Here is a 20,006-nt window from a genome sequence, read left to right on the forward strand (position 1 = left end):
ATTACACATTTGGCTGAGGAGATTAATCACGCAGCCCTCTAATTATCAAGTCAGCTGTACATGCAATGATTTATGAGATTGTTAGTGAATCAGAAAAAAGAAGGTGGAGGGAGATTGCTTAGTGCAAAAGGGAGCCTTCTCCCTCTTACACGAGCAAACATGGTGACCCCAAGGGGACTCGAACCCCTGTTCTCGGCGTGAGAGGCCGATGTCCTAGGCCACTAGACGATGGGGCCAGCAATGCGAGTGTATATAACTGACCTGGAAATCCTTGTCAACAATTAGTCGACAGGTTGTTTGATTTTCTTCGATCAAAACATATGCGATGAGCATTTTGAAATCACAGATACAATATGTACTGGCCAGGGTCGCGCAATTGAGTTTTGAGAGCAAAATATTCTCTTTAAACGATGTCCGTGCGTTGCCAGTTGTTTTTTTGCTGAGTGGTCTAACTTGAAAAGAGCAGTTTTTAGCCGCTGCTTTTTGCGTGTGTAGGTCAATATATCAGTGAGATATATGCTGTGCTGCGGTATGGTTACCGGGTTGCCATTACACGGAAAATCTGTAATGTAATGAAATTGCAACCAATGTGGGAGGAGTGAAATGTCACTGCCTGTAATCCCTGTATGGTGGCCTTTTCTTGTCGCAGCTTCACCTGTTATTCTGCCCCTGCTCTATCGTAGAAATCTACAATTTTCTCAGGACCGGGAATCGGCACAGAAATGCAACCGTGCGCGAATAGAGCAGGCAGGGGAACTCAACCTGCCTGAACTCGAGAAACTTTCATTGTCAGCGGTGGTTGAGCAAAAAGCGGCTTCAGGGTTTGTCGGTTCACCTGCTGTCTGTTATTTGCTGGAATCAGATCTTGGAACGCTGCTTTTTGATGTGGGTTACGGGCCGGAAGACGATGCTATGGCAGTAAACAGTAAAAAGATGGGCCTTGCGGATCGAGTTCTGGATGGGGTTGCTATTTCACATTTGCACCCTGATCATATGGGCGGTTTCGCTGCAGCAAAAAAATATGGTCGTTTGTGCTCAATGCAATTAGGGAAATAAATTGTCATTTTTTCTTCCGGTAGAGGCAATCGTAGAAGGGGTTGCGGAATTCGTATCTGAACCTCAACAACTTCCGGCCGGGTTTGGTGCTACAGGACCGCTTGCCAGGAGCCTGTTTCTAATGGGCTGGATTGAGGAGCAGACTCTTATCGCCAGATTAAAAGGTAAAGGCGTCGCAATTATCACCGGTTGCGGGCATCCAACCATAGAGCTAATAGTGAAAATGGTTAAATCGCTCTGTCACGAACCAATATACGCAATAGTGGGCGGGCTGCACTTTCCGGTGACAGGCAGTCCGTTAAAAAAAAGCGGGATTCAAAGCACAGATGATCTGGGGCACGGGGAAGCGGCCCTGGCAGCGGATAACCGATGCGGATTTGACCGTACTGTAAGTTTTTTGCGGAAGGTAGTACCCCAAAAGCTTTTATTATCCGCGCATGATAGCTGCGACCATGCGTTGAGTAGAATTTCTGATGAATTGCAATGTGATACCAGAATATTAAAGGCGGGCGAGACGTATGATCTTCAAGGGGGATAGTATAGCAGTGCGACACCCTTCAGGGTGGTGGGGAAATATTTCGTTACGCTCCTGTCTGTTGGCGGCTGGTATCGTGCTTTCTTTTAGCGTAACCGGCTCCGCATATTCAGCCGCTTCCGGGGGCAGTGACTTTTCTTATGGTGATGTACCGCCGGCAGGCATAATAGATTACTTGAAACGCCAGAGGGTGATGCCATGCCCTACAGTTGCTGTCCCCAATGCTTCTCCCTCATGGCTGCGGGATATGAATATTGCAGAACTCATCCCCTTGCTGGCGTCAGAGGAAGCGTGCGCCAATGTGCACAGTGTTTACTCCTCGTATAGGGATTGCAGGATGTCAACAGTAGGAAGGGAGGCGGCTTTTCTAATCGAAGGTTTCAGGCTGGGAAGATATCCACCGGAGATGAATTCCGGTAATGCCAGGTTGGGCGTACAGGTGATTGAGCAATGGTGGGGGGAATATCAAAAGGAGTTGCTTAATGTTCGTTGAAAATCTGGCTCACCGGTTTTCTGGGGGGAATAAAAAAAGGCAACAGCAGAAAATCTGCCATTGCCTTTATAAACCGTGTGGTCTTGTATGTCAACAAGTGGTAACCACTTGAAATGCGTGGTGACCCCAAGGGGACTCGAACCCCTGTTCTCGGCGTGAGAGGCCGATGTCCTAGGCCACTAGACGATGGGGCCAAACGGTTCGGTGTATATACCTAAGTGCAGTGGCGTTGTCAACAGTAATTGCCAAAAAAAATCATTCCTGATGATCTGATTTTACTTTTTGGCCATCTCAGCCTGAATTTCACTTTTGGGCTTGCTTTCACTATACCTGCCAAAAAGTTTTGTGCGGGCACGGAGGCTTATGCTGAGTTCCTCGCTCAGGTATTCATCAATGCAGCGCCAGCCCCAGTTGCCTTCTGGTACGCCGGGGCTGTTCATTCGGCAATCGTTGCCAAAACCCAGTGCGTCCTGTAGTGGAAATATAGTCAGACAGCCGATTGAAGACAGTGCGAGGTACATCAGGTCATTGTGGATTCCTGAATCGTCGTGCAGGGTTCTGTTTGCCAATTCTTTAATTGTCTTTCGCAGGTCGTCATTGAGCTGGTGGTTCAGAAACCAGCCCACAGTTGTCTCGTTGTCATGTGTGCCAGTATATACTACGCAGTTTGAGGTGTTATAGTTGTAGGGCAGAAAACTGTTGTCCGGGTTGCCGTCAAAGGCGAACTGCAGCACCTTCATGCCTGGGAGTTCCAGTTTGTCTCTCAGGTCGATTACTTCCTGGGTGATGATTCCCAGATCTTCGGCGATAATGTTTAATTCTCCAAGTCGACGCTGGATCTTTTTGAAAAAACCCGCACCAGGACCTTTTACCCAGTCACCATCTACAGCAGTATCATTTTCCGCCGGGATGGCCCAATATGACTCGAAGGCACGGAAATGGTCAATGCGGGCGATATCTACAAATTCAAAGACATTAGAGAATCGGTCAACCCACCAGTCTTCGAGTTGTTTGCGGACTTCAACTGATTCACTGCTCCAGTTGTACAGGGGATTACCCCAGCGCTGACCGGTTTCACTGAAATAATCCGGCGGGACCCCGGACACTTTATTTGGCAGGAAGGTATCCGGGTCGAGGTCGTAAATGTCTTGGTTGGCCCAGACATCCACCGAGTCCAGCCCGACATAAATGGGGATATCTCCAAAAAGTAATATGTCTAAGTCAGTAGCAAGCGATCTCAGTTGTTTCCACTGTTCGGTAAAGATGAATTGCTCGAATTTGTAATAAAGAATTCGTTCTTTGTGTTTAAGGTAGTGCTTTTTGAGTGTGCTTTCGTCTCTTGCGGCAAGCATTCTTGGCCATTGGAACCAACCTCTGTTAGTGTGTTGCTCTTTTAAAACCATGAACAGGGCATAATCTTCAAGCCATCTGTGTCGGTCGCAAAATAGTTGGAATGCCATGTTGCTTTCAACTTCAAAGTTGGTAAATGCCTCTGCCAGTAGATCTTTTTTGAAATTCCATGAAGCAGTATAGTCCGCCTGGAAGGGAGAGAAATCATAATTGTGGTCAAGGCTTTTAGCGCTGACAAGTCCGGATTGCTTAAGGAGATCCGGACTTATCAATAATGGCGACCCAGCGAAGGCGGCAACGCTCATGTATGGTGAGTTGTCGAAGAGTGGATTGGTTGGGTTGAATGGCAAAAACTGCCAGCAACTCTGTCCGCTTTTGGCAAGAAATTCAAGGAATCGATGGCTGGAATGGCCTATATCGCCTATTCCGTAGGGGGAGGGAAGGGAACTGATATGAGCGAGTATTCCGCTACGTCTGCGCTGTGAGAGTAGGTTAGGCATTGTGGGGTCTGAGTATCGTCTGAAGTTGAGTTAAATCCACATCCTGTAGAATAGCTTGCATGCAACTGATTGTATGAGGAAAAATAACCAATGGCCATACCTTGTTTCCCCAGTGATGAATGCTATAGTATGTAACGACATATAGACACCTTTGCGGTGATGGGTTGATTATGCGTTAGGCGGATCAGCTTTTTTTATCGATATTGCAGATAATTGCGTAGACCTGTTGACAGCCCGAATAATAACGATTGCAAAAAAACTAAAAATGATTTATTTTTGCGATCTTGAAGTTTTTTTGTCTGCGAAATTCTTTTCGCTGGTTTTTATACGTAATATCAGGTAGTTCCAGCAATAGGTGCCAAATCATCGTATTGTGATGAAACCTATCCTAACGTACTTAAGTGTACAGGAATCTGTCTTTCAAATTCAAGTTAATGGAGTGGTAGCCCTGTGCTGTCTGAAATCAAAGAAAATTTACTGAAAGCCGGTAAAGATGAAGGTTGTATCAGCTTTAGCGACCTTAATGAGATTCTGCCAGATGAGATCAAGGATCCGAACGCTATAGAGAAGATTTTTAATTTTCTCGGAGCGCACGATATCGAGATCGTAACGGTTGAGAAATCCGGCGAAAAGAGGACTCTCTCAGGAGAAGTTTGGGAGAAAAAGGACGAGTCTGACGCTGATGAGGGGTTTGACGGGTTCGAGTTGAGCTCCGGCTCCGAAACTGAATCCCACGAGGCTGAGGAGACCACGACCACGTATCTCCGAGAGATGGGTCGTTTCGACCTTCTTACCCCGGAAGAAGAAGCAAAGTACAGCAAGACTATTAGGCAGGGCTTCGAGAGCATCATTCAGGCAATCCGGGAAGAACAGTCTGGTGTGAAAGAGATGGCGCTGATGCGTGAGCGAATCGATCTCTGGGAAAAGCGTGATCCGACCCTTAAGCCAAAGAAGCAGCAGCTGAATCTGATGCACTACAGCGTCACCAGTGCTTCCAGAAAATATTCCGATATCCGGGAGCTTTTCGAACTGCAGGCTAAAATCGAGGCGTACAGTCGTTCCATTGAGGTGGCGAAAGACACCATGATCAGGGCCAACCTGAGGTTGGTTGTATCCATCGCCAAGAGGTATATGCATCAGGGGCTAACTCTTGCCGACCTCATTCAGGAAGGTAACCTTGGTTTGATGCGTGCAGTTTTCCGTTTTGATTACACCAAAGGTAACAAATTCTCCACCTATGCGAGTTGGTGGATCAGGCAGGCAATTACCAGAGCTATTCTGGACAAAACCCGAACGATCCGTTTGCCTGTTCATTTCCTTGAACTGAGAAGCCAATTTTTCAAAGCGTTTTATGCCCTTTATAAAGAGCTTGGCCGTGAGCCAACACCGCTTGAAATTTCAAAGGCAACCAGCCTTCCGATGGATAAGATTCTTTCCATCCTCGAAGCATCCCGTGAACCTATCTCCCTGGAAACCCCGGTTGGTGACGATGATTCAACCCTGGGCGATTTTCTGGAGAACCAGGAATCTCAATCTCCTTACGATGCAGTTCAGAACCGCGAGCTTGCGGGCAGGGTGAAGGAAATCCTTTCAACTCTCAGCGAACGTGAAGAGAAGATTATCCGACTGCGTTTCGGAATCGGCGAAAAGGCTGAATATACCCTTGAGGAAATTGGTAAAAGATTTAATGTTTCCCGCGAGCGTATTCGCCAGATTGAGAAAAAGGCGTTGAATCGGTTGCGACACTCCAGCCGTAGGGACAAACTCAAGTTCTTCATCGACTGAGAAATTTCAAAACAATTCCTTTAAGAGCCGGGAAGATAACCCCGGCTTTTTTTATTGCCATGAAAAGTTATATCGAAAAGGCTGGATTAGGGAAAATCCTGGAAAAAGTTGAATCTTCCGAAAGATTGTCAGTTGAGGAAGGGCTTCAGCTTTATAAGAGCAATGATATACTTGCGCTTGGATATCTCGCCAATATTGTACGTAACAGGCTGAACGGAGATAATACGTATTTTATCTACAATCAGCATATAAATTACTCAAATATCTGCACTAATCTTTGTAAATTCTGTGCTTTCGGTAAAGAAAAAGATGCCGATAAAGCATATGAGATGAGTGTTAAAGATGTACAGACCAAGGTTCGTGAACGGCTTGATGAGCCGATCAGCGAAATACATATGGTCGGTGGTATCCACCCGGATCTGCCTTTTGAGTACTACTTAGAAGTTCTCCGCGGCATTAAAGAGGTCCGGCCCGAGGTGCATATTCAGGCGTTTACCTGTGTTGAGATTGCGCATCTTGCGCAGATTTCAGGTAAGTCTGTGGGTGATACCTACGAAGTTCTTAAAGAGGCTGGGCTGGGCTCGATTCCTGGCGGTGGAGCAGAGGTCTTCGCCACTCGAATCCGCGAGTTGACTTGTGCCGACAAACTACCGGGCAAAGATTGGATAGAGATTGCCAAAACAGCGCACAGACACGGTTTGAATACAAATGCAACCATGCTCTACGGGCACATAGAGACTTTGGAAGAGCGGGTCGAGCATCTGGCTGCTTTACGCGAAGCTCAGGACGAGACCAACGGCTTTCTCGCTTTCATTCCACTGGCTTTCCATCCTCAAAATACCGAGATGGCAAACCTGTCACGAACCACAGGCATGGATGACCTTAAAAACATAGCGGTCTCCAGACTCTTTCTCGACAATTTCCCGCATATCAAAGCCTATTGGGTAATGATAGGGCCTAAACTTGCCCAGGTTGCGCTCTCGTTTGGCGCAGACGATATGGATGGCACCGTCAAGGAGGAGCGTATTACTCATATGGCGGGTGCCGATACTGACCAGGCCATTGGCAGCAATACCCTGGTCAAACTGATTAAAGAAGCTGGGCGTATACCTGTGGAGCGTGACACTCTTTATAAGGTGATGCAGGTTCATCAGTAAGGTCCGGGGAATTTAACCTGAATTTTTAAGCTATCGCATAACTGGTGTATTAAAGAAATATGACAGCTGTCAGAGTGCAGGAGACTGCCAAAAAAATTGAAGCTGGGGAACGCATAAGTGACGAAGAGTTTTTACTGCTTGAGCGTGAGGCTGATTTTTACCAATTAGGATTTCTTGCCAATTCGGTACGTCAAAGACTCCATCCGGACAGGACTGTAACATACGTCATAGATCGTAATATCAACTATACGGATATCTGCGTCTCTGCCTGTAAATTTTGTGCGTTTTTTAAGGGGCCCGAAGAGCCGGGTGGCTATTTGCTGACCAAAGAACAGCTTGGTGAGAAAATCAAAGAAACCCAGGAACTCGGCGGTACACAGATTTTACTGCAAGGCGGCCTGCACCCGGATCTTCCTCTGGAATACTACGAGGATATGCTTCGTTTTATGAAGAGTACAGGGATTCATGTTCATGGCTTCTCTCCACCCGAAGTATGCCATTTTGCTGAAATTTCCAAGCTCTCTATCAAGGAAGTGCTCAAAAGGTTGATAGCCGCAGGGTTGGATTCTATTCCGGGTGGCGGAGCGGAAATACTTAATGACCGTGTCCGTCAGGCAACAGCACCGCAGAAGTGTTCAGCAGATGAGTGGATTGCGGTAATGGAGGAAGCTCATAATCTGGGTTTAAGAACCACCGCCACCATGATGTTCGGTCATATCGAAACAGCCGAAGAGCGCCTTGAGCATCTGCGCAGGTTGAGGGAGTTGCAAGATCGCACCGGTGGTTTCACCGCGTTTATCCCCTGGCCGTTTCAGCCGAATAATACAGTGTTGGCAGATGTAGAGAAAGCGACCGCCATGACCTATTTGCGAATGCTTGCTCTGTCACGAATATATCTCGACAATATCAGCAGCGTGCAGGCGTCCTGGGTAACTCAGGGACCAAAGATAGCGCAGCTTTCCTTGTCATTTGGTGCCAATGATTTTGGCAGCACCATGATTGAGGAAAATGTTGTGGCCGCTGCCGGAGTGGCATTCAGGTTGTCTGAGAGAGAGATCTGCAGGTTAGTTGTAGATGCTGGTTATACACCGAAGCAGAGGCGTATGGATTACACCCTGGTAGAGTAACTGGGGAGGGTTGCATACTGCAACAATCTGCAGTTTTTTTGGTCATGATGGTGCGTAAAAGATCTCTTACCGTCACGACTTGTATCAAAGATCAGAGTTTGGATAATTGTGCGTGCTGCAGCAAGGCACGCGGTATTTATGAATAAGCAAGTCACAAGCGATATAGTGCGAATTGGTATGGTCAACTATATCAACGTTGCACCTATATACGAACCATGGAAGCGACGTGAGGCCGAAGTTGGCTGGAATGTCGTTGAGGCTATTCCTTCAAAACTTAACAGGATGCTGGCGGAAGGAGAACTGGATCTCGGTTTCGTCTCCTGCTACGAATATGGAGCACACCCGGAACTGTATCGAATCTTGCCGGATCTCTCAATCAGCGCCAATGGCCCTGTCGGATCAGTGTTTTTATTTTCAAGAGTGCCGGTAAAGAAACTGGACGGTCAGCGGGTATTGTTGACCAGCCAGTCTGAAACCTCAGTATCACTTACCAAAGTGGCGCTTGAAGAGTTTTTCAATGTGCAGCCGGAGTATGTCACCGGTGAAGTGATGTCTGAACTACGAGATGAGTGTGCTGCGGTGCTGGCCATAGGCGATGACGCCTTGAGGTTGACCCAAGAGGGGAATTTCAGCCATCAACTTGACCTGGGCGAGGTCTGGAAAAAAAATACAGGATTACCATTTGTCTTTGCGGTTTGCGCAGTGCGGGAAGAATTTTGTCAGCAAAATCCGCTTCTGCTGTCTATGGTTCATAAGAGACTGCTTGAGTGCCGTAGCGAGGGCAATTCCCGTCTGGATGACATTTGTAAAATAGCCGCCCCGAAAATACCGATGGAGGTAGATCGTTGCAAGGCATACCTGAAAGGTATTCAGTACGATCTCGATGAGAAGAAGCGGGAGGCGTTGGAGCAATTTTTTTCCTACCTGATAAAAAGAGGAGACGCCAGTCCCGGTGCGCTACCACTTAAAGTGCATTCTTTTACATAATGACGTTGCCGGAGTCAGCACCTCTGTAAAAGTGACTACACTGAAAGGCCTGTGATGAGCGATTCGAAGAGAAAAAAAATATTAGTTGGAATTACCGGTGCCACAGGTATGCTCTTCGTGCGATCTTTTCTTGAAGAACTCGAAAAGCTCGACATCATTATTCACGGCATCTGCTCGGCATCCGGCAGACAGGTGCTGCAGATGGAGCAGGACATTACTCCAGATGAGTTGCCTGCTGTAAGTCGTTGGTTTGATGAGAAGGATTTTGCCGCTCCCCCTGCATCCGGTTCCAGCCATTACGACGGTATGGTCGTGTTGCCGTGTACCATGGGGACACTTGGCTCTATTGCAAACGGTCTCTCCATCAATCTCATTCATCGCTCAGCTGACGTTATGCTCAAGGAGCGCAGAACGCTTGTGCTTGCTGTGCGGGAAACACCACTGAACAGAACTCACCTGCAAAACATGTTGCATGTTCATGAGGCTGGTGCCATTATATGCCCTCCCATGCCAGGTTACTATCACCGGCCGAAGAATTTGGAAGAGGCGGCCCAGACATTTTCCTGGCGGCTTGCAGATCAGTTGGGAATTGATATCCCAAAACGAAAACGATGGGGAGAGCCTGAGTAATGTTTACCAAGATTGGAATCCTGTTGGAGATGATCAAGTTCAAGTTGACTGTCTTCGCTTTACCTTTTGCATTTACCGGAGCATTCCTGGCAGCCAGGGGCATACCTGAATGGCGGGTGATCCTCTTGGTTATTCTGGCCATGGTCGGGGCAAGAACCTGTGCCATGGGATTCAACCGCATCGTTGATCGCAAATTTGATGGGGCGAATCCGAGGACCGAGGAAAGAGCCATGCCAGCTGGGGAAGTAAGTATGTCGGAGGCGACAGCCATGGTTGTTATCGCCGGTTTACTTTTCTTTTTTGCCTGTTACAGCCTAAATTCATTGACTCTGGCGCTATCGCCAGTTGCTCTTTTTCTTACCTTATTCTATTCTTATACGAAACGTTTTACCGCCCTTTGCCACATTGTATTAGGTGTGGCCCTGGCATTTTCTCCGCTCGGGGGGTGGGTTGCAGTAAGTGGTTCCCTTGAAGGATTTCCCTGGGTACTGGCCTTAGGGGTACTTTTCTGGGTTGCCGGATTCGATACCATTTATGCATGTCTCGATGCAGAGTTTGATAAAAAGGCAGGGCTTTTCTCCTTACCTTCCAGACTTGGCCAGGTAAAGGCCTTTAGACTTGCCGGTATCTTTCACGTTATTGCATTCTTTTTCTTTGTTATGACGGGTATTCAGGCTAATCTGAATATATTCTATTTTATGGGAGTGCTGCTCACCGCCTGTGCTTTATGGTACCAGCATAAGCTCGTTAAACCGGAGGATTTGTCGCGGATACACGTTTCGTTCTTTTCCATGAACGGTTTTATCAGTGTGGCTTTGTTTTTTGCTACCTGGCTTGCCCTTATGACCAATGGAGGCTGAAATGAAATTGCGTACCGCCGCTATCACCTGTGCGACAACAGTGTCCATCTTTTCCTGGGCACTGCTTGGAAGCGCTGGAGAAACGGCACATACTCCAAAAGAAATCATTCCCTATGGCAAGATAGATCCCTCCCTCCTGCCGATTGCCTATTCAGGTTCTGAAAAATTCCGATATAAAATTGCCTATACAGGTGGTGTCAAGCTCGGTGAACTTGAACTGGAGATTCGCAGAGTGCCGGGGGCGGATGAAGAATTTGAACTTTATGCTCTGGTAACAACCAAAGATAGTGTTTTCAACTCAATTTACCCAGTGCGCGATGTCCATCTTACCAGGGTGAGAGGGGAGGACCGCCTGCCCTATTTTTACGAGGTATGGCAGAAAGAGGGTTACAATTACGAGGCGTACAAGAAGACCGTTTACGATCAACAGGATGGGGTTGTCAGCTATCAGAGGAATGAGGAAGACCCAAGAGAATTCAAGGTGGCGATACCCACCCATAACGAATTCAGCTCGTTTTTCAGCAGCCGGTTGATGTCTTTTGAGGAGGGTGAATCGTTTATTGTACCCACATTTGCTGATAAAAAGCGAATGGAGGTTGAAGTGAAGACCATTTCAAAAGACAGGCTCAGGAATACAGCGCTGGGTGCAGTTGATACCATTCGGGTAACACCGATCCTTAAATTCAGGGGTCTCTATGACAAACGTGGTGATACCGTGATCTGGTATACCGATGATGAGTGTCGTGTACCGGTTAAGATAACATCAAAACTGGCACTCGGTTCCATCACCTCCACCTTGATGTCATACGATAACCCCGCTTGCAGCAGGTATACTCAGATTGCACAGTTGAAAAAGTAGTCGGGTCTACATCATCCCAGGTGTCATGGGAGCGGCTTCCAGATATCAACTCGTTGCCCCATGTCACATGACGCTAATAAATTACTATTATCTTAATACGTTTTAAAGGAGTGAAACGCATGACCGAACCGATTATTCGTACAGATTTTCCAGATCTTAACCTTGTACATCGTGGCAAGGTTCGTGATATGTACTCCATTCCAGGTCACGATGATAAGCTGCTCATGGTCGCATCCGATAGAATTTCAGCATACGATGTTGTGATGGAAGATGCTATTCCTGGTAAGGGGGCGGTGCTGACCGAGCTTTCACTGTTCTGGTTTGATCTTCTTGGCGATATCGTCGAAAACCATTTGATTACTGCTGATGTTGATGAGTATCCGGAGGCGTGCAAACCATATGCAGACCAGCTCCGGGGCCGTTCCATGCTGGTGAAAAAGACTAAGCCATTATCAGTGGAATGTATTGTGCGAGGCTACATCTCCGGTTCTTTCTGGAAAGCATACCAGAAGAGTAATATTGTTTGTGGCTTTGAACTTCCTGAGAACCTTAAAGAGTCTGATAAGCTGCCCGAGCCTATTTTCACTCCCTCCACCAAGGCGGAGTTAGGTGATCATGATGAGAATATCTCTATTGAGCAGATGGAGAAAATTGTCGGCAAAGAACTCGCCGCCCAAATTGCGGAGATAAGCGTAAAGCTTTATCAGCGTGCGGCTGATTATGCCCGCCAGCGTGGGATCATCATTGCTGATACCAAATTTGAACTTGGCATGTATGAGGGGCGTCTGATCCTCATTGATGAGGTGTTAACTCCTGATTCTTCCCGTTTCTGGCCAGAAGACAAGTATGAGCCTGGTAAGAGCCAGCCAAGCTATGACAAGCAGTTCCTGCGCGATTACCTTTCAACCCTCGATTGGGGAAAAGTCGCACCTGCGCCTAAACTGCCAAAAGAGATAACAGAGAAAACCAAAGAACGTTATGAGGAAGCGGTGACTCTCATAACCGGCAAATAACTTCTCTGGAAAATTCTTATGAAAAAGGGGCTGACCAGTTATGGTGCAGCCCCTTTTTTGTGTCTTGCTGAGATGGATGGTCCTTCTCAGCTTTGTTCTCCATGAATACACCAATTCAGAGTTTCCTTGAGGTTGGTGTCCCGATAATTATAGCCTGATGCCATAAGCCTCTCAGGACGCACCCTGGTTGAAGATAGCAGCATTTCGCCAGCCATTTCACCAAAAAGTAGCTTCAACCCGAAAGGCGGCACAGGGAATCTTGCTGGTTTATCCAGGACATCAGCCAGCTGGGTGGTAAAATCCTTATTGGTGACTGCCTTTGGCGTGACAGCGTTGACCGGCCCGCTGAGCGACTCGTTGTTGATGGAGAAATCTATCACCTCGATAAGGTCGCGGATGCTGATCCAACTCATATACTGTTTACCGTTACCAATGGTGCCACCAAATCCGGCTTTGAAGGGGGGCAACATCTTGGCCAGTGCTCCACCATTCGGGCTGAGCACCATGCCGAATCTCAACAGAACCACCCGGGCACCAAAAAATGCAGCTTTTGACGCCTCTGCCTCCCATTCCTTGCAGACAGAGGCTAGAAAACCATCTCCAGCAGGACTTTTTTCGGATACAACCTGGTCTCCTCGATTTCCGTAATAGCCAATGGCAGAGGCGCAAATAAAGGTTTTGGGCTTGTGTGGCAGGCCAGAGAGATAATCGACAAGTTCCTTCGTGCCTTCAACCCGGCTGTTTTTGATTCTTCGCTTTTTTGCTGCTGTCCAGCGACCATCGGCGATGTTCTCCCCGGCGAGATGGATGACGGTATCGAACGGTTCATTGCTGCCGCTGTTACTGTCGAACAGATTTTCCGTCAGCCAGATAGATTCTGCGCCAGGTTTTTTATTTCTCTGCAGACACCGAATTGAATGGCCTTTGGTGTGGAGTGATTCAACCAGGGCGCTGCCAACCATGCCGGTAGCACCTGAAATAAGTGTTCGCATCTTATTGGCCTCCTTTAGAAACGGTGTTCGTCTTTATCTGCTTTTGGGGATGGGTGCGGTTTTTTTTTTCTGGAAGAGCAGGAGTTTTTCTCCATTTCTCCAGGAGGTGTCTCATCGCCATAGCAGGATGCCGGTACACCATTCTCGGGCCGGCATAACGCATGACTTCACGAATTTTTTCCTGCATTTCCTTTTTGTAGCAATGCACTGTACAGTTGCCGCAGACAGGTTTAGCTTCCTGGAAGATGCAGTGTCGCAACCGTTTTCTGGAATACAACAATAAATCGAGACATTGCTGACACAGATCATTGCCTTGGTGATGTGCCCGGCAATAGATGCGGATCATCACTTCAATGGTCTTGGCTTCCTGCTTCAGGCGAGGGGGTGAGAGTATCTCTTTATCAGTATACTTCATTGATTATAATCGCTGCTCGATCAGGTGTAACGCATTACCTGTGCTGAGTTCGGTCTAGGAGTCTGTAGGACTAAGCCCTTTTCAGTCAACTCATCGTTATCGAAGGAAAATAAATGTTGGCAATATCATACATATGGCTCCGCTTAATTTTCCTTCGATGCCTCGATTTGAGTGAAAATCGCAATAGTCCGACAGGCTCCTAGCGGGAAATTTCATTCAAGATCTTTTCGCAAACCTGCTCCTGGGTAAGTTGGGAGCAATCTACCGTAATGTTGGCGTATCTGCTGTAAAGTGCAAAGCGTTCTGCAAAAAGATCATCAAAACTCTGTTCAGGCCTTTTGGCCAGTCCCCTTGTTTCGTAATTAGTGATTCTTGAGCGTAGGCAGGGAAGGTCTGCATTCAGGAAAACAATAATACCATTTTCACTGAGATGGGCCATCGCAGCATCACTGTATGCAGCGCTGCCTCCAGTTGCTATTATGTGATTTTGATGATTGACATTCAAAAGCACTCGCTCTTCAATTTTGCGTAATTGCATGTGGCCTTCGGTATCTACGATCTCCTGAAGTGTTTTGTCTTCTTCAAGTTGGATCAGTACATCGGTATCAACAAAGTCTTTAGCCATCATTTTGGCAAGGATTACGCCAACAGTGCTCTTTCCGGAACCAGGCATACCAATTAAAACAATGTTACTTTTCTGTGCTTTTGGGGACATTATACTCGTGTTTGAATCTATTGGGATTAGAGGTGAAGAGTGCAGTTCAGCATAATTTCAATAATGGTTGAATCAGCTGCATGCTATAAAAATACAACAAAAACATAGGATATGATACAGGTTGCGCAGAGTAATAAAATCAAGGAATCTTTGCTGCATGTTTTTTAAGTTGTCCACTTATGAGCTGCACAAGGAGCAGAGAGACCAGGCTGAAAATTGCGGCCGACAGGAAAACAACTCTATAATCAACAAGCCACAAAAGACCTCCGATCACGGGCAAGATGACGGCAGCGATATGGTTGATTGTAAAGCCGACAGCCATGCTTGGGGCAATATCCTCAGGTTCTGCAATCTTCTGGAAAAATGTCCGGATAGCGATGGAAAAGTTAAAAAAGATATGGTCCGCAATATAGAGAAACGCTGCAATGAGTTTACTTTCTACCATGGCATAACCAATGAAAACCAGAATCAGAGCACCATACTCCAAAGACAGCACGCTGCGTTCACCAAATCGATTGATTCCCTTGCCGATAAGTGGGCTGAGAAAGTAGTTGACGACATTGTTCAGTAAAAATAACAGGGCGATTTCCTGCACATTGTAATCGAATTTTTTAACCATGAGAAACACGGCAAAGGCTACGAAAATCTGGCGCCTGGCACCAGACATGAACGTAAGGCAGTAGTAGAGCCAATACCGTTTTTTTACAACCATGTGTTTATGTTGAGGCACGGTAGCCCTGTCAATAGGGTTTTGTCCCAGAGCCCAGAGAGATACGAGAACTATGATCCCGCCGAACAACATATAGAGCTGGTTGAAATTCAGGAAGTTTGATAGCAGGAATATGAGTACACTGGCTGCGACACAACTCCCGGCAGCGACACTGCGCAAACTGCCAAACACCAATGGCGCATGATGCTTGTCAAAATGTTGAAGAGTCAAGGATTGATTCGTAGTCTCGAAATAATGAAAACCGAAACTCATAATCAAGGTAGTGAAGATAATACCTGTGAAGGATGGGAACAGCCCAGTACAGGAAATTCCTATCCCGCAAATGAGGACTGAAACTGCAGATAATCTATGCTCCTTAATTATAAGGAGCGCGTATACTACCAGCAGGCTGAGAAAACCAGGGATTTCCCGCACGGATTGAATAATTCCGATATGCTGGCCATCAAGGGCAAGAATATGTACTGAAAAATTGTCGAAGAGAGCCCGCCATACATACAACCCTGATGTTGCGCAGATTGTGAGGATCATCAGGTAGAAATACATGGGATTACTTTTGATTGCTTTCATTCTATTTGCTCAGTGCAATTACCTGGAAAAGGTAGGGATGGATAAGGTGAGTGAGTGGAACTCCACAGAACCATGACAATACTTTAAGACACCAAAGCTGACAAGTTACAACCATGAGTATGATAAGATTATGATTTGCGTATATAACTTGAATAATCAGATGATTTCTGAGTTACAGTGAAAATTCGGAAATTTTCGGGTATTCTGTTTTGTTCGAAATTCAGAAAAAATTCTGTAAGTGTTCATAGATTGTCAAAAAAATTAGTGGTATGGTATATATGCAGTACGAGTGAAACATCAGGTTCTGGCCGAACTTTACGCTGAGAACAGCATGATCGGGAAAGCCCTTGCGCGGCGCCTGGAGCCTGGAAAACTAAAGTTAACGTAACGGATAGAGTGTAATCATTACCAATGGCGGACATAATACAAAAAGTTACAGACTGGTTTGATTCAACCAATCTGCACGAGCAGATTGCCGATGTCGATGTTGCAGGGTTATTTAGCAATCCATGGTTTTTAGTGCCATTCATAGCCCTGATTTGCTATCTCCTGTACAAAAAGAATTTTAAAGACATTTTACTTATCGGCATTCTCGTTGGCATGTGGTGGGTTTCAGGCACCGACTATATGGCGACCCTCGTAGTCGATAACGAATTACAGATGAGCAAAATTCTACCTGTAGTATTCGGTGGTGCAGTAACACTGGGACTGGTTATTTATATATTTTTCGGTAGATCTGACTGAGCAGGAAATTTATGCGCTTTCGAAATGGTATTTTCATTGTTACAGAGGAAAATCATTGTCCTCTTTATAATGTGAGCGAAGAATTCAAGATAAGTGAGGGAGTTCTCACTCTGCCGGTTGCAAAACCCACCTGTATGACTCTTACCAACGAACTTGTTCGCATTGCTTCTGAGGATGAGTCATATGAGCGCCTCCAGGGCGGCAGTAGAAAGAAGTCAAAATTCGATTGTGGTGGCTGCACCGGTTTAATTCGTTTTGAGTTCAAAAAAGAGAAGGGGTACGAGACGCTGCAGATGAAGTTGCTTGCAGCTTCAGAGAGAAAAGAAAAGATAAAGAATGTTGCCCGATTTGCCGGATTGCTGAGAACAATTGATATTTTCGAGCCACTACAGGATGATGATCTGCTCGATCTTGCCACGATGCTCAAACTGCAGGATTATCCATGGGGCTTTCCAATTGTCCAGAAGGGTGATCCCGGTATCAATCTATACATTGTTGCATCCGGCAAGGTTGAGGTTATGGATGAAGAAGGAGTGACCCTCGCTGAACTTACGCGTGGCGAAGTCTTCGGCGAGATGAGTCTGCTTTCCGGTGATCCCGTGACCACAACCATTGTTGCCGCCGAACCAACAAAGTTGGCGGTAATGAATCAGAAAGATTTCCGTCATATCCTTACTCGATTTCCCGCACTCCAGGTATTCTTCTATAAGCTGTTGGTCAACAGGATAACCGCTATCAACATGCAACGCGCCGAAGAACTTGCTTCGGGTATGGTTGGCCAGATTGCGGATATTCCCCTTGTGGAACTCTGCCAGATGATCAACTCCAACCAGAAAACCGGTGTTCTCAAGCTTGACACAGATAAACTGCGAGCGACCTTGAAGTTTAATGAGGGCGAACTGATACATGCCGATTATGCAAATCTGCAGGGGAGTGAGGCATTTTTTAAGATCCTGACTTTCAATGTGGGACGTTTCACATTTTCGCAGGGCCTGACCTTCAAAGAAAAAAAACAGGAGGTAATCGGTGGTTTCATGGGGCTTATCATGGAAGGAATGAAGCAGATCGATGACACCATGGGGTGATGAAATCGGGTTCGAAGCAGTTTGTTTTCAGGTCGTCGATTGGGAGCCTTGAAATATGAGCAGGCGTGATGTCAAAAGGCAGGTTCTAGCTATTCTCGCCCTGGAGAATGTCGAAGAGGTAAAACGAAAAATTTCCGATTTTTCCCCATCAGCGGTTATTAGTCCACTTTTTTCGGGTTTATGTTCTGTATCAGAGACAACCCGGCACAATGCTATCGTTGCCTTCGGGGTGGTTGTACCAACTCTGGCTGATGAGAATATGGAAGCAGCCAGAGTAGTGATGCGTCGTTTTTTGTGGACCCTTAATGATGAATCAGGCGGTATCGGCTGGGGGGCACCAGAGGCGATGGCTGAGATAATGGCATCTGATACAAGAATTGCAAAAGAGTATCTGCATATGCTGCTATCTTATATGCATGGGGATGGTGAAGAGCTTCACCAGGATGGTAACTACCTTGAATTGCCAATGCTGCAGCGCGGTCTTCTGTGGGGAATAGCGAGGCTTTGTGAGGCGCAAAAAGAGCTGATGCTTGCCAACGATGTAGTCAGCGATCTGAAAGGATATCTCACATCAGAAGATGGAGTGGTTCGTGGTCTGGCGCTCTGGTGTTTATGTCTGCTGGGGGATGCGACTCTGCGACGGGAGGTGAGTCACTTGCAGGGAGATACAACGAGATTTACGGTCATGAAAGATGGAGAGGCAACACATCTCAGCACAGGAAAACTCATTGAGCGTTACCTCTCCGGGGCCATCTAGGATATCGGCAAAAAGAGTGTTTCTAAAGAAAAATCATCTTGTGTCCTGAAGCCAGTTTACTGGATCTGAAGCAATTGTTGTGAGAGCCTGGTTTACTGCAGAATGTAATGATATCATCTGAGCCAGAGCGTTCTCGTCGAACTGGTCGAGACATTTTTGTTTCGCATCCTCTTCAATTTTCCGAAACATCAATGAAAGCTCGTGAGCGCCAACCTGTATTGAGGTAGCACGCAAGGTACGGGCGAGCAATTCCACTGAAACATAGTCGGAAGTATAGATCTTCTCCTGCAGTCTCTCAATGGCGGCACACGAAAATTCAAGATATTTGCCGAAGTGGAGCCTGACAATGTTATGATTTCTGTCCTTGGCAAATTCGGTGAAAGCCAGCACTGTACCCGGATCAATAAGCCTGGTCATATTATGACCACCACACCTTTTCTTAAGACTTGATATGTGCGGTTGGGATGAGGCCATATGTTCCATTGAATTCGATCTGTTAAAGGGATCATGTTCTCTACATATCATGTCGGTCAGGTGAGAAGGCTGGCTTGCAAAACAGAACGTCATTTTGCTTTCTCCTGACAAGTGTCTCTGTTTTTAGCTGGTGAGTCAAGCACAATACTGTATTAAATTAAGTCGATATGAGTTAGCTGATAATATTTTGTAACAGCGAAAATATTTTTTTAAAAGGGACTCTTTTAAGCCTCACCTAACTGGGCAGGTATTGCGGTTGGTCCAGGGTGATCCAACTTTGACCATGAGTGCTAAGTTTGATTTTGGTGGAATTGCATTTTTCTAAAAAAAATCAGCCAAGTACTCCGGCAGGCAATGAAGGCACGTGCTCCCCGCCAAGTACGTATCCTCCGTCCATTCGAATAACACTACCTGTTAAATAACTTGCTTCAATAGCAAGGAAATATACCATTTGTGCGACTTCCTGCGGTGTACCGGTACGTTCCAGAAGTGTATGGTTCAACAACAGCCTCTTTTCTGAATCGGTAAGGATCGTCCAGCCCCTGGTGTGATCTCCATGCCGGCCATCGATTAAACCGATCATCAATTCGTTGACCCGAATCCGGGGGGCACATTCTCTTGCCCAGGTCTCAGTAAGGTTACGAATAGCACTATTCGCTGCGCTATAGCCATCATTAAAAAAGCAGGCAGCTGGACCGGAACGACCAACCAGTCCGGCAATTGAGGAAATATTGACGATTGCACAGTGAGGACCGGTCATCAGTGGTTTGGTGCATTGATACAAATTCCATTTGGCTTTTATGGTGGTCTCAACTTCAAGTTGCCACTGGTCCTTATTGTGATCATGGAAATATGAGCCGTGAACGACGGGCATTCCACCTCGTTCGATATTGTTGACCAGGTAATCTATCGTGGAAAATTTATCCCTGGCTCGCTCCAGAAGCTCATTCACCAGGTCAAGATTACGCAGATCGCATTTCATTGATAACGTACTGGTTCCTGACCGGATAAACTCCTCGTCCATTTCCTTTACAGATTCCGGCCAGTCGTACCACGGGAGAACCAGGTTTGCCCCGGCCTGAGCAAAACGCCTGGCAATGGCTCTGCCAATTAATCTTGAAGCACCTGGAATGAGGACAGTTTTTCCTGATAAATTCATAGTTACGTTTGTTTGG

Annotated in this window: 21 protein-coding genes and 2 tRNA genes; 14 read left to right on the forward strand and 9 right to left on the reverse strand. The window is 46.5% G+C overall.

Features of this window, described 5'->3' with window-relative positions; genetic code table 11:
• Positions 1 to 160 precede the first annotated feature (160 nt).
• A tRNA-Glu gene (locus FCL45_RS13830) sits at positions 161 to 236 on the reverse strand.
• Between the two features lie 367 nt (positions 237 to 603).
• Here FCL45_RS13830 and FCL45_RS24605 point away from each other — a divergent pair.
• Genes FCL45_RS24605 through FCL45_RS13840 form a run of 3 tightly spaced genes read left to right on the forward strand, consistent with a single transcriptional unit; the run spans position 604 to position 2,084 of the window.
• On the forward strand, positions 604 to 1,056 hold the full coding sequence (locus tag FCL45_RS24605) for an MBL fold metallo-hydrolase (RefSeq protein WP_228721333.1): 453 nt from the start codon (positions 604 to 606) through the stop codon (positions 1,054 to 1,056).
• Position 1,057: 1 nt separating this feature from the next.
• On the forward strand, positions 1,058 to 1,594 hold the full coding sequence (locus FCL45_RS24610; protein WP_228721334.1) for an MBL fold metallo-hydrolase: 537 nt from the start codon (positions 1,058 to 1,060) through the stop codon (positions 1,592 to 1,594).
• Positions 1,575 to 2,084 (forward strand): hypothetical protein, encoded by a 510-nt coding sequence (locus FCL45_RS13840; protein WP_136795893.1) that lies wholly within the window; start codon positions 1,575 to 1,577, stop codon positions 2,082 to 2,084. Before FCL45_RS24610 ends, FCL45_RS13840 begins: the two co-directional genes overlap by 20 nt.
• A gap of 118 nt (positions 2,085 to 2,202) precedes the next feature.
• On the opposite strand, the gene FCL45_RS13845 is transcribed toward FCL45_RS13840, so the two are convergent.
• Together FCL45_RS13845 and malQ are read right to left on the reverse strand one after the other, a co-directional pair.
• A tRNA-Glu gene (locus FCL45_RS13845) sits at positions 2,203 to 2,278 on the reverse strand.
• A gap of 81 nt (positions 2,279 to 2,359) precedes the next feature.
• Positions 2,360 to 3,934, reverse strand: a complete 1,575-nt coding sequence (gene malQ, locus FCL45_RS13850; protein ID WP_136795892.1) for a 4-alpha-glucanotransferase — start codon at positions 3,932 to 3,934, stop codon at positions 2,360 to 2,362.
• 450 nt (positions 3,935 to 4,384) lie between these two features.
• Here malQ and FCL45_RS13855 point away from each other — a divergent pair, with 450 nt between their 5' ends.
• From FCL45_RS13855 to FCL45_RS13890, 8 genes are all read left to right on the forward strand, one after another.
• A complete protein-coding gene (locus FCL45_RS13855; RefSeq protein ID WP_136795891.1) occupies positions 4,385 to 5,719 on the forward strand; it encodes a sigma-70 family RNA polymerase sigma factor in 1,335 nt (444 codons plus the stop codon).
• Between the two features lie 59 nt (positions 5,720 to 5,778).
• Complete coding sequence (mqnE, locus tag FCL45_RS13860) at positions 5,779 to 6,876, forward strand: aminofutalosine synthase MqnE (protein WP_136795890.1); 1,098 nt, start codon at positions 5,779 to 5,781, stop codon at positions 6,874 to 6,876.
• A gap of 59 nt (positions 6,877 to 6,935) precedes the next feature.
• On the forward strand, positions 6,936 to 8,003 hold the full coding sequence (gene mqnC / locus FCL45_RS13865; protein WP_136795889.1) for a cyclic dehypoxanthinyl futalosine synthase: 1,068 nt from the start codon (positions 6,936 to 6,938) through the stop codon (positions 8,001 to 8,003).
• A 138-nt stretch (positions 8,004 to 8,141) separates the two neighbouring features.
• The gene (locus tag FCL45_RS13870; RefSeq protein ID WP_136795888.1) at positions 8,142 to 8,990 is read left to right on the forward strand and encodes a menaquinone biosynthetic enzyme MqnA/MqnD family protein; all 849 of its coding nucleotides are present in this window, start codon (positions 8,142 to 8,144) and stop codon (positions 8,988 to 8,990) included.
• 54 nt (positions 8,991 to 9,044) lie between these two features.
• Positions 9,045 to 9,620, forward strand: coding sequence for a UbiX family flavin prenyltransferase (locus FCL45_RS13875; protein ID WP_136795887.1), 576 nt, complete (start codon positions 9,045 to 9,047; stop codon positions 9,618 to 9,620).
• Entirely contained in the window at positions 9,620 to 10,480 is an 861-nt protein-coding gene (locus tag FCL45_RS13880) for a UbiA-like polyprenyltransferase (protein ID WP_136795886.1), read from the forward strand. Before FCL45_RS13875 ends, FCL45_RS13880 begins: the two co-directional genes overlap by 1 nt.
• 1 nt (position 10,481) lies before the next feature.
• Positions 10,482 to 11,339, forward strand: a complete 858-nt coding sequence (locus tag FCL45_RS13885) for a DUF3108 domain-containing protein (protein ID WP_167495660.1) — start codon at positions 10,482 to 10,484, stop codon at positions 11,337 to 11,339.
• 119 nt (positions 11,340 to 11,458) lie between these two features.
• Positions 11,459 to 12,352: a phosphoribosylaminoimidazolesuccinocarboxamide synthase gene (locus FCL45_RS13890; protein WP_136795884.1), complete on the forward strand. Its 894-nt coding sequence runs from the start codon at positions 11,459 to 11,461 to the stop codon at positions 12,350 to 12,352.
• A gap of 86 nt (positions 12,353 to 12,438) precedes the next feature.
• On the opposite strand, the gene FCL45_RS13895 is transcribed toward FCL45_RS13890, so the two are convergent.
• The 4 genes from FCL45_RS13895 to FCL45_RS13910 form a co-directional block, all read right to left on the reverse strand.
• Complete coding sequence (locus FCL45_RS13895; protein ID WP_136795883.1) at positions 12,439 to 13,344, reverse strand: TIGR01777 family oxidoreductase; 906 nt, start codon at positions 13,342 to 13,344, stop codon at positions 12,439 to 12,441.
• 1 nt (position 13,345) lies between these two features.
• The gene (locus tag FCL45_RS13900) at positions 13,346 to 13,759 is read right to left on the reverse strand and encodes a nitrous oxide-stimulated promoter family protein (protein ID WP_136795882.1); all 414 of its coding nucleotides are present in this window, start codon (positions 13,757 to 13,759) and stop codon (positions 13,346 to 13,348) included.
• 199 nt (positions 13,760 to 13,958) lie between these two features.
• A complete protein-coding gene (locus FCL45_RS13905; RefSeq protein ID WP_136795881.1) occupies positions 13,959 to 14,474 on the reverse strand; it encodes a shikimate kinase in 516 nt (171 codons plus the stop codon).
• A 139-nt stretch (positions 14,475 to 14,613) separates the two neighbouring features.
• Entirely contained in the window at positions 14,614 to 15,771 is a 1,158-nt protein-coding gene (locus FCL45_RS13910) for an MFS transporter (RefSeq protein ID WP_136795880.1), read from the reverse strand.
• Between the two features lie 411 nt (positions 15,772 to 16,182).
• Between FCL45_RS13910 and FCL45_RS13915 the strand changes: the two genes are divergently transcribed.
• Genes FCL45_RS13915 through FCL45_RS13925 form a run of 3 tightly spaced genes read left to right on the forward strand, consistent with a single transcriptional unit; the run spans position 16,183 to position 18,357 of the window.
• A complete protein-coding gene (locus FCL45_RS13915) occupies positions 16,183 to 16,515 on the forward strand; it encodes a hypothetical protein (protein ID WP_136795879.1) in 333 nt (110 codons plus the stop codon).
• An 11-nt stretch (positions 16,516 to 16,526) separates the two neighbouring features.
• Positions 16,527 to 17,600 (forward strand): DUF4388 domain-containing protein, encoded by a 1,074-nt coding sequence (locus FCL45_RS13920; protein ID WP_136795878.1) that lies wholly within the window; start codon positions 16,527 to 16,529, stop codon positions 17,598 to 17,600.
• 55 nt (positions 17,601 to 17,655) lie between these two features.
• Positions 17,656 to 18,357 carry a DVU0298 family protein gene (locus FCL45_RS13925; RefSeq protein WP_136795877.1) on the forward strand — a complete coding sequence of 234 codons (702 nt, stop codon included), beginning with the start codon at positions 17,656 to 17,658 and terminating at the stop codon, positions 18,355 to 18,357.
• Positions 18,358 to 18,390: 33 nt separating this feature from the next.
• Here the strand turns inward: FCL45_RS13925 and FCL45_RS13930 are convergent, their stop codons facing one another.
• Together FCL45_RS13930 and FCL45_RS13935 are read right to left on the reverse strand one after the other, a co-directional pair.
• Positions 18,391 to 18,774: a hypothetical protein gene (locus tag FCL45_RS13930; RefSeq protein WP_136795876.1), complete on the reverse strand. Its 384-nt coding sequence runs from the start codon at positions 18,772 to 18,774 to the stop codon at positions 18,391 to 18,393.
• Between the two features lie 388 nt (positions 18,775 to 19,162).
• Positions 19,163 to 19,990: an SDR family NAD(P)-dependent oxidoreductase gene (locus FCL45_RS13935; RefSeq protein ID WP_136795875.1), complete on the reverse strand. Its 828-nt coding sequence runs from the start codon at positions 19,988 to 19,990 to the stop codon at positions 19,163 to 19,165.
• Positions 19,991 to 20,006: the final 16 nt, after the last annotated feature.

Source organism: Desulfosediminicola ganghwensis, from assembly GCF_005116675.2.
GTDB lineage: Bacteria > Desulfobacterota > Desulfobulbia > Desulfobulbales > Desulfocapsaceae > Desulfopila > Desulfopila ganghwensis.

What these genes read in the sequence shown, in the direction of transcription:
- FCL45_RS13880 (WP_136795886.1), top strand. Translation starts at nt 9,620, where the DNA reads ATGTTTACCAAGATTGGAATCCTGTTGGAGATGATCAAGTTCAAGTTG.
- FCL45_RS13915 (WP_136795879.1), top strand. Translation starts at nt 16,183, where the DNA reads ATGGCGGACATAATACAAAAAGTTACAGACTGGTTTGATTCAACCAAT.
- FCL45_RS13925 (WP_136795877.1), top strand. Translation starts at nt 17,656, where the DNA reads ATGAGCAGGCGTGATGTCAAAAGGCAGGTTCTAGCTATTCTCGCCCTG.
- mqnE (WP_136795890.1), top strand. Translation starts at nt 5,779, where the DNA reads ATGAAAAGTTATATCGAAAAGGCTGGATTAGGGAAAATCCTGGAAAAA.
- FCL45_RS13930 (WP_136795876.1), bottom strand. Translation starts at nt 18,774, where the DNA reads ATGACCAGGCTTATTGATCCGGGTACAGTGCTGGCTTTCACCGAATTT.
- FCL45_RS13905 (WP_136795881.1), bottom strand. Translation starts at nt 14,474, where the DNA reads ATGTCCCCAAAAGCACAGAAAAGTAACATTGTTTTAATTGGTATGCCT.
- FCL45_RS13885 (WP_167495660.1), top strand. Translation starts at nt 10,482, where the DNA reads ATGAAATTGCGTACCGCCGCTATCACCTGTGCGACAACAGTGTCCATC.
- FCL45_RS13900 (WP_136795882.1), bottom strand. Translation starts at nt 13,759, where the DNA reads ATGAAGTATACTGATAAAGAGATACTCTCACCCCCTCGCCTGAAGCAG.
- FCL45_RS13920 (WP_136795878.1), top strand. Translation starts at nt 16,527, where the DNA reads ATGCGCTTTCGAAATGGTATTTTCATTGTTACAGAGGAAAATCATTGT.
- FCL45_RS13890 (WP_136795884.1), top strand. Translation starts at nt 11,459, where the DNA reads ATGACCGAACCGATTATTCGTACAGATTTTCCAGATCTTAACCTTGTA.
- FCL45_RS13935 (WP_136795875.1), bottom strand. Translation starts at nt 19,990, where the DNA reads ATGAATTTATCAGGAAAAACTGTCCTCATTCCAGGTGCTTCAAGATTA.
- FCL45_RS13840 (WP_136795893.1), top strand. Translation starts at nt 1,575, where the DNA reads ATGATCTTCAAGGGGGATAGTATAGCAGTGCGACACCCTTCAGGGTGG.
- FCL45_RS13875 (WP_136795887.1), top strand. Translation starts at nt 9,045, where the DNA reads ATGAGCGATTCGAAGAGAAAAAAAATATTAGTTGGAATTACCGGTGCC.
- FCL45_RS13895 (WP_136795883.1), bottom strand. Translation starts at nt 13,344, where the DNA reads ATGCGAACACTTATTTCAGGTGCTACCGGCATGGTTGGCAGCGCCCTG.
- malQ (WP_136795892.1), bottom strand. Translation starts at nt 3,934, where the DNA reads ATGCCTAACCTACTCTCACAGCGCAGACGTAGCGGAATACTCGCTCAT.
- FCL45_RS13870 (WP_136795888.1), top strand. Translation starts at nt 8,142, where the DNA reads ATGAATAAGCAAGTCACAAGCGATATAGTGCGAATTGGTATGGTCAAC.
- FCL45_RS24605 (WP_228721333.1), top strand. Translation starts at nt 604, where the DNA reads ATGTCACTGCCTGTAATCCCTGTATGGTGGCCTTTTCTTGTCGCAGCT.
- FCL45_RS13910 (WP_136795880.1), bottom strand. Translation starts at nt 15,771, where the DNA reads ATGAAAGCAATCAAAAGTAATCCCATGTATTTCTACCTGATGATCCTC.
- mqnC (WP_136795889.1), top strand. Translation starts at nt 6,936, where the DNA reads ATGACAGCTGTCAGAGTGCAGGAGACTGCCAAAAAAATTGAAGCTGGG.